The organism is Frankia sp. CcWB3 (assembly GCF_977927595.1).
Map to the genome: position 1 here is coordinate 1 of NZ_CDWRCK010000243.1, position 6360 is coordinate 6360.

The following is a 6360-nucleotide window of genomic DNA, read 5'->3' on the forward strand; positions in this document are numbered from 1 at the left end:
GATAAACTTCCCAAACAGGCCCTAGATCTGGATCTGGATCTGGCTCACTTTCGGTGGTGACGGAACGTTAGCCGAGCAGGATGCGGTGGCGTAGCAGGGGGAATCCTGCTCGGCCGTGCATCTGGCGCATGATCCGTTTGGTCTTGGTGTTCACGCCACCTGGCCGTACCGTGACCTGATCGCGCGGCTCGACTTCATCCCGGTCATCTCCGGGGAGCAGAACGAGAAGGACTGGCGCGACTGGACCGACGAGGGCCGGCAGAAGACCGTCATCGAGGAGTTCAAGAAGCCCCTGCCCGCGCCCGACGACCCGGCACCGGACCCGGCCGCTACCAGTACGGTCGCCTTCCTGCTGGTTAAGTCGATGCTGCTGACCGGCTTCGACGCGGCCGTCGACCAGGTGCTCTACCTCGACCAGCGGATCAAGGAAGCCGAGTTGCTCCAGGCCATCGCCCGGGTGAACCGCACCGCGCGGGGCAAGGCCAACGGCCACGTCGTCGACTACTTCGGCGTTGCCAAACACCTGCACGCCGCGCTGGAAGCGTATGCCGCCGAGGACATCGACGGGGCGCTGGCAAGCATCACCGACGAGCTCCCGCTGCTGGCCGACCGGCACGCCCGGGTCCGCGCACTGTTCACCGACCGCGGCCTCGACAACACCCCGCCGACTCCCGACGGAGACCGCCGGATAGGTGCATGACGGCCGGGATACATCCTCGCCGAGGCGACAGCCGATCTCACCCTCACTACGGCCTGTAGTTGAGATCTACCGGTACGTCCGAGGCTCGAACCAAATGATCAGCGCTCGGCCTGGGCATCTTCCACTCGATCAACAGTTAGAACCTATAGAATTTATCTATTTGACCAGGTCAACGGCATAATTACAGATTGTGGTGGGGCGGGTGGGGCTCGAACCCGCGACCGACGGAAACACCGTCGCAGCCACGACGTCCACACCGTCGGCGCACCGCCGGCACGGTGCCGCACGTGTCGTCGAGGTGTCACCCTGTTCCCGTGGCCACACCGTCGATCCATCAGCCCAGCCAGCGCCGACTCACCGACAGCGACGATCCCGGGCCGAACGACGATCCCGAGCAGCTCCGGCTCTTCCACCGCTGGCGTGCGGCCCGGTCACCGTCGTCGGTGGTTCATCTCGACTCGGCCGGCGCGGCCCGCCCCAGTCGGGCCACGATCGCGGCCGAGACCGCGTACCTGGAGAGCGAGAGCGAACTCGGCGCGTACGCCGCCGAGGTGGAGGCAGGCAGCGGGCTCCACGCCACGCGGGCCAGGCTCGTCAGCCTGATGGGCCCGGGACTCGACGCTGATGACCTGAGCTTCCACCATTCGGCGAGCGCGGCTTTCGCCACCCTGCTGATGGCCTGGCGGCTCCCCGCCGGGGCGAGGATCGGCGTGGTACCGAGCGAGTACGGGTCCAACATGCTCGTACTCGCCGCCCGGGCGCTGCGCACCGCGGTCTCGCTGGTCGATCTTCCCGTCGACGAGACCGGGGTCATCGACGTCGAGACCCTCGACCGGGCCGGAGTGGCCTGCGCCGATGCACCCGGGCGCATCGGTCTCGCCGACCTCGACCTCGTGGTGTTTCCGCAGGTGCCAAGCCAACGGGGCATCGTTCAGCCGGCAGCCGCGATCGGTGCGCGCTGCGCGGCCGAAGGCGTCCCCCTGGTACTCGACGTGGCGCAGTCCCTCGGCCAGGTCGAGGTGAGCCAGACCGCGGCCAGCGCCTATATCGGAACGTCGAGAAAATGGCTCTGCGGGCCACGAGGAGCAGGATTTCTCGCCGTCCGGAAAGGCAGCGTCGATCTTCTTGATATCGCCGTGCCGAGCCTGCACAGCACACGCTTCGACCGCAACGACCGTCCGGTTCCTCTCCCCGGACTGGCCCGGCTCGGGATAGGCGAGGCGGCGACCGTGTCCCGCATCGGCCTGGGGCAGGCCGTCACGGAACTGATGGATTCCGGCCCGTCACGTGTCTTCGCCCGCATCGCACGGCTGGCCGGTCAGGGAAGGCACCTTCTCGACGGGGCCGGCGGCTGGCGGGTGCGCGAGGACCCAGATTCGCCATGCGGCATCATCACCATGCAACCGCCCCCCGGCACCGATCCGGTGGCCGTCCGGGACCGGCTCTACCGAGAAGACCGGGTGCTCGCCAGTGCCATCCCCGTGGATCGCTCCCGGGATCTCACCGGGCCGGTCCTCCGCGCGAGCGCGCACGTCTATACCGATCCGGCGGAGTTCGAAAGGCTGGCCATGGGGCTCGAGCGCATCGCCTACGATCGTTGACGTCTCGGCGGCCACCTGCCCGCAGGCCGACCAGCTCATCCAGGCGGCCAGCCCTGTCTTTCGGTGATCGGTGACCGAGGGTTATCATGTTTCAGATCGTAGATCTGTCCCGGTCCTGTCGGCTCATCCTGGGCTGATGTTGCGGAACCGGAATGCGATAAATGCTGGTTCCTGGCGCAGCCGTTCGTAGCCAGTGGGGTCGCGGTCGCGAAGGGCGGGGATGGGCTGCGGCTCGACGAGGCGGTCCAGTCTGACGCCCGACCAGCCAGCGCATCTTCGGCTATCGCCGCCCTCGTACGTGCCGCTACGCCCTCGTACGTGCCGCTAGCACCGCCGCCTCATGCCACAGCGTGCCCGCGCTACCGCCATCTGACCGAGTCGGCAGCGGACACCTGGTATATACTATCGATAGCTCTCATAGGCGGGAGGCGTTGTGGCGGACACGGCGATCGCGAGGCTCTTCATGCACGGCAGGAGCCAGGCAGTGCGGCTCCCGAAGGAGTTCCGGCTGCCCGGTGACCGGGTGCGCGTCCGGCGCATGGGAGACGGCGTGCTGCTGGAGCCGATCGCGTCCGATGTCGATGCCTGGTTCACCGAGCTGGACCGTTTCGCGGACGTGCCGCTGTTCGAGGACGGCAGGAACCAGCCGCCGACGCCCGCCGGGGAGGACTTCTTCGGATGAGCTACCTCCTGGACACCAACACTGTGGTCGCGCTGCTGCGGAACAAGCCCGCCGGCGTGCGGGAACGGTACCGGGAGGCCGAAGCGTCCGAGGATTATCTCGCGCTCTCGTCGGTCGTCTTGTTCGAGCTGTGGTATGGCGTGGCGAAGAGCGCTCAGGTGCCGGAGAACACCGAGCGCCTGCGGATACTGCTCTCCGGTGACCTGGACCTGCTTGACTTCGATGACGAGGACGCCCGTACTGCCGGCGAGGTGCGCGCCGCCCTGGAGAAGGCCGGGACGCCGATTGGCGCCTACGATCTGTTGATCGCCGGGCAGGCACTGCGGCGCGGGCTGACAGTCGTTACGGCGAACACCTCGGAGTTCAGCCGGGTCACCGGCCTGAGCTGGGAGGACTGGACGAGCTAGCCGTCGTCGGCGCCCGCTGAATTTCACCGGCTCATGTCGGACAGGGCGTGCCAGAACGTCTCCTACGCTGCGGAGCGAGGGATGACGCGGACGTCGAGGTCGGCGTCGAGTGCCTCGGCGAGCCGTTCCAGCGCCGGGAGTGTCGGTACGGTGCCGCCGGCCTCGAACCGTGCCACCGCCGACTGCGTCATGCCCGCCGCGCCGGCCAGCTCAGCCTGGCTCCAGGCGCGCCGCTGGCGCAGCGCCCATTGCCCGCGCCGACGCCGACGAACTCGCCACGAGCCGCTAGCACGTCCGAGCATCGCTCGGACGTGGACGGCCGATGATCTATGATCGTCTTCTGATGGACGTGTCCCCTCGTGACACTCGCCACGCTGGGCCCTCCCTATGCTCCACCAGCCACCCGGTGGGGATCTGCTGAAATGGTTGGCGTCGCTGGGTGCGGTGTCCCCGACGCACCCAGCGATCGGTGGGGCCCCGCGCTCCGCCAGCGGGCACCAACGCCCGTACGGCCTGACGAGGTCTGTCGCCTCGTGGCCGGCAAGTCCGGGAGAACGACTGGACCAGCATGAGCGTAGCGAACGGAACTGCAGTACCCGCAGTACCTGGCGCCATCACCGTGGCGGCAGTGGACGATCACCCGATCGTGCTTCGCGGCCTCGCGGACCTCCTTCACGACGTCGAGGACTTCAGGCTGATCGGCACCGCTCACTCCATCGAAGCCCTGCTGGCCGGCCCGGGGCACGGCGCCCAGGTGATCCTGCTCGATCTCGATCTCGGCGATGGCACCGCGCCGCCCCATAACATCCAGCGGCTGCTCGCGGTGGACCGCGCGGTCGTGGTTTTCAGCGCCGCGGCGGCTCCCGCGACGGTTCGCGACGCGATGCGCGCCGGCGCGTCGGGCTTCGTCCCGAAGACCGACGACATCGAGGATCTGGCCACCGCGATCCGCGCCGCCGCCGCGGGAACGGGGTGGATCTCGCCGCAGCTGGCATTCCTGCTGCTCACCGATGACGCCCCGGACAAACCGGGCCTGTCGCCCAAAGAAGTAGAAGCACTGCGTCTCTATGCGACCGGAATGCCCATGAAGACGGTTGCCCACAAGATGAACGTCTCTCCGGAAACGGCGAAGCAGTACATCGATCGGGTCCGATCGAAGTACCGCAAGGCCGGGCGGGACGCGAGCACCAAGGTCGACCTCTACAAACTCGCAGTGGAAGACGGCCATCTCAATCCCGGTGCCGAGGGAACGGCCTGACCCCGCCACCAGAGTGATCACGAGGACGTAGACCCGGCGCGCGCCCTCACGCCACCCCCCGCACAGCGGGAGAGCGCGCGCCCGATCAAGGAACGGAACACCTCGGCGGACATCCCCTGGCCCGGCGGCCTGTCCTCCCTGCGTCCCCTTGACTCCCCCGTGTTTCCTTGACCAGGAACATCCTCGCGGACAATGACGATTCGGTCATGACCCACATCCACCGAATCCGTTGTCCCCCAGCAAGGGGTCAGCGGAAGGACGTGGGAGCACGACCACCGGAACCGGATCGATGCGGACGGGTCACCCTCGAGGGGGCTTCGTCCTCGGCTGGAGCAGCACCGCCCCGATCAGGGCGAGGAGGCCGGCGCCGAGGCACACCGTGATCCCCGCCTGTGGACGGATCGAGATCGCATCCGCGGAAATCGCGCGGAACGAGGCGAGGGTCGGCGGCCCGTAGATGCGGTCCAGAGCGGTGATAATCACGATCAGGACCGCGATGATTCGGGCGAGGGCGACGTCGATCGCACCGGCAAGCGGCCGACGCACCAACCGTCCCACCCCGATGGCACCGAGCATGACCGCCAGGACACCGATGGTGCGCCCGTCTCCGACCACGAGACCGCTGAACGTACGTGTCTCGTCGCCGCTGGACATCTCGCTCCACGGCAGGACGGAGCCGATGCCGGCTCCGACGGCCGCCAGCACCACCATCAGCGCGGCAACCGGCCGGGACGGGGCGACCGGCCGGGGCGCGGTGATCGGTGGGAAATCGGGACTTTCCACGGCCTCATCGGCACGCCGGGCCGCAAAACCGCCGTTCGCCGGGGCCGAACCGGCGAGGTGGTCGCGAGACGCGGCCGGCCTCGGTTGTTCGGACGGCGTCGGTTGTTCGGACGGCGTCGGTTGTTCGGACGGCGTCGACGGACGATGCGTCTCGGGCAAGGCCTGCGGACGCGGGACAACCGGCCGCGGCCCCGGGTCAGCACGCCGTTCCTGATCCTCCAGGTCATGGTCGTCACCCGCGCCCCGGTTCCGCCCGGGGTATGCCTGCAGCCGGCGGTCGAAGGCCGGGCCAGGATAGGAGTCGGGATAGGAATAGGCATCGGTCACCGGCTCGCCGCCCTGCCGCGCGCCGGAGACCGGTAGGGGCCACGCCTCGTCCCTCGTGCCGGAGGGCACCGGATCCGGCTCGGGATCGGGTCTGAGCTGTCGGCGCACCTGCATGGTCGGCGGGTCGGCAGAACGCGACGCCCGTGGACGACCACGATCATGATCGAGTATGTGGTCATCCCCGTCGGTACGGGCGGGCGGCCGACGCCCGGCCGCGGCCTCCAGGGGATCCCTGCCAGGTTCTCGATGATCCCGGACGGGAACCGGCGCCGGCACTCCTCGCGACCGAGGACCCTCCTCAACGCCGGGAACGGATGGCACCCTGGCGCCGGAACCGGCGGACCCGGCGGAGGTCCTCGAGACGTCGCGCTCGAACCACGCGGGTCGGGACGGTGCCGGTGCTAGCGTCGGTGCCGACGCTAGCGTTGGCGTTGGCGGTCGAGCCCGGGTCGGCGCCGGTGCCGGCAGCTGCGCGGAGGCCGGCGGTAGGGAGACCGGCGGTGGGGAGGCACTCGTACGGCCGGGCGTCGAACGCGCGGTTCCGGCCGAGCTGACCGGATTCCCCGTGCGACTCGGGGGAGGCGGTGCCGCGGGACTACCCG

At 68.8% G+C, this 6360-nt stretch carries 8 protein-coding genes; 6 read left to right on the forward strand and 2 right to left on the reverse strand.

Going from position 1 to position 6360, the window contains the following annotated elements:
* Positions 1–115: 115 nt before the first annotated feature.
* The 4 genes from ACY5KJ_RS16405 to ACY5KJ_RS16420 all read left to right on the forward strand — a co-directional run bounded on the left by ACY5KJ_RS16405 (position 116) and on the right by ACY5KJ_RS16420 (position 3390).
* Positions 116–700: a type I restriction enzyme subunit R domain-containing protein gene (locus ACY5KJ_RS16405; RefSeq protein ID WP_462203772.1), complete on the forward strand. Its 585-nt coding sequence runs from the start codon at positions 116–118 to the stop codon at positions 698–700.
* Between the two features lie 314 nt (positions 701–1014).
* The gene (locus ACY5KJ_RS16410) at positions 1015–2301 is read left to right on the forward strand and encodes an aminotransferase class V-fold PLP-dependent enzyme (RefSeq protein ID WP_462203774.1); all 1287 of its coding nucleotides are present in this window, start codon (positions 1015–1017) and stop codon (positions 2299–2301) included.
* Positions 2302–2734: 433 nt separating this feature from the next.
* The gene (locus tag ACY5KJ_RS16415; protein ID WP_462203775.1) at positions 2735–2983 is read left to right on the forward strand and encodes an antitoxin; all 249 of its coding nucleotides are present in this window, start codon (positions 2735–2737) and stop codon (positions 2981–2983) included.
* Positions 2980–3390, forward strand: a complete 411-nt coding sequence (locus tag ACY5KJ_RS16420) for a PIN domain-containing protein (protein WP_462186259.1) — start codon at positions 2980–2982, stop codon at positions 3388–3390. Before ACY5KJ_RS16415 ends, ACY5KJ_RS16420 begins: the two co-directional genes overlap by 4 nt.
* A 62-nt stretch (positions 3391–3452) precedes the next feature.
* Here ACY5KJ_RS16420 and ACY5KJ_RS16425 read toward each other — a convergent pair whose 3' ends face one another.
* On the reverse strand, positions 3453–3692 hold the full coding sequence (locus tag ACY5KJ_RS16425) for a helix-turn-helix domain-containing protein (protein WP_462186258.1): 240 nt from the start codon (positions 3690–3692) through the stop codon (positions 3453–3455).
* A 266-nt stretch (positions 3693–3958) separates the two neighbouring features.
* Here ACY5KJ_RS16425 and ACY5KJ_RS16430 point away from each other — a divergent pair, with 266 nt between their 5' ends.
* Positions 3959–4648 carry a response regulator transcription factor gene (locus ACY5KJ_RS16430; protein ID WP_462186257.1) on the forward strand — a complete coding sequence of 230 codons (690 nt, stop codon included), beginning with the start codon at positions 3959–3961 and terminating at the stop codon, positions 4646–4648.
* 300 nt (positions 4649–4948) lie between these two features.
* Here the strand turns inward: ACY5KJ_RS16430 and ACY5KJ_RS16435 are convergent, their stop codons facing one another.
* A complete protein-coding gene (locus ACY5KJ_RS16435; protein ID WP_462203777.1) occupies positions 4949–5431 on the reverse strand; it encodes a hypothetical protein in 483 nt (160 codons plus the stop codon).
* A 144-nt stretch (positions 5432–5575) separates the two neighbouring features.
* On the opposite strand from ACY5KJ_RS16435, the gene ACY5KJ_RS16440 reads away from it, so the two are divergent.
* On the forward strand, positions 5576–5794 hold the full coding sequence (locus tag ACY5KJ_RS16440; RefSeq protein ID WP_462203778.1) for a hypothetical protein: 219 nt from the start codon (positions 5576–5578) through the stop codon (positions 5792–5794).
* Positions 5795–6360: the final 566 nt, after the last annotated feature.

Excerpts from the sequence above, each read along its gene's own strand:
- ACY5KJ_RS16420 (WP_462186259.1), top strand. The coding sequence starts at position 2,980 with ATGAGCTACCTCCTGGACACCAACACTGTGGTCGCGCTGCTGCGGAAC.
- ACY5KJ_RS16430 (WP_462186257.1), top strand. The coding sequence starts at position 3,959 with ATGAGCGTAGCGAACGGAACTGCAGTACCCGCAGTACCTGGCGCCATC.
- ACY5KJ_RS16440 (WP_462203778.1), top strand. The coding sequence starts at position 5,576 with ATGCGTCTCGGGCAAGGCCTGCGGACGCGGGACAACCGGCCGCGGCCC.
- ACY5KJ_RS16425 (WP_462186258.1), bottom strand. The coding sequence starts at position 3,692 with ATGCTCGGACGTGCTAGCGGCTCGTGGCGAGTTCGTCGGCGTCGGCGC.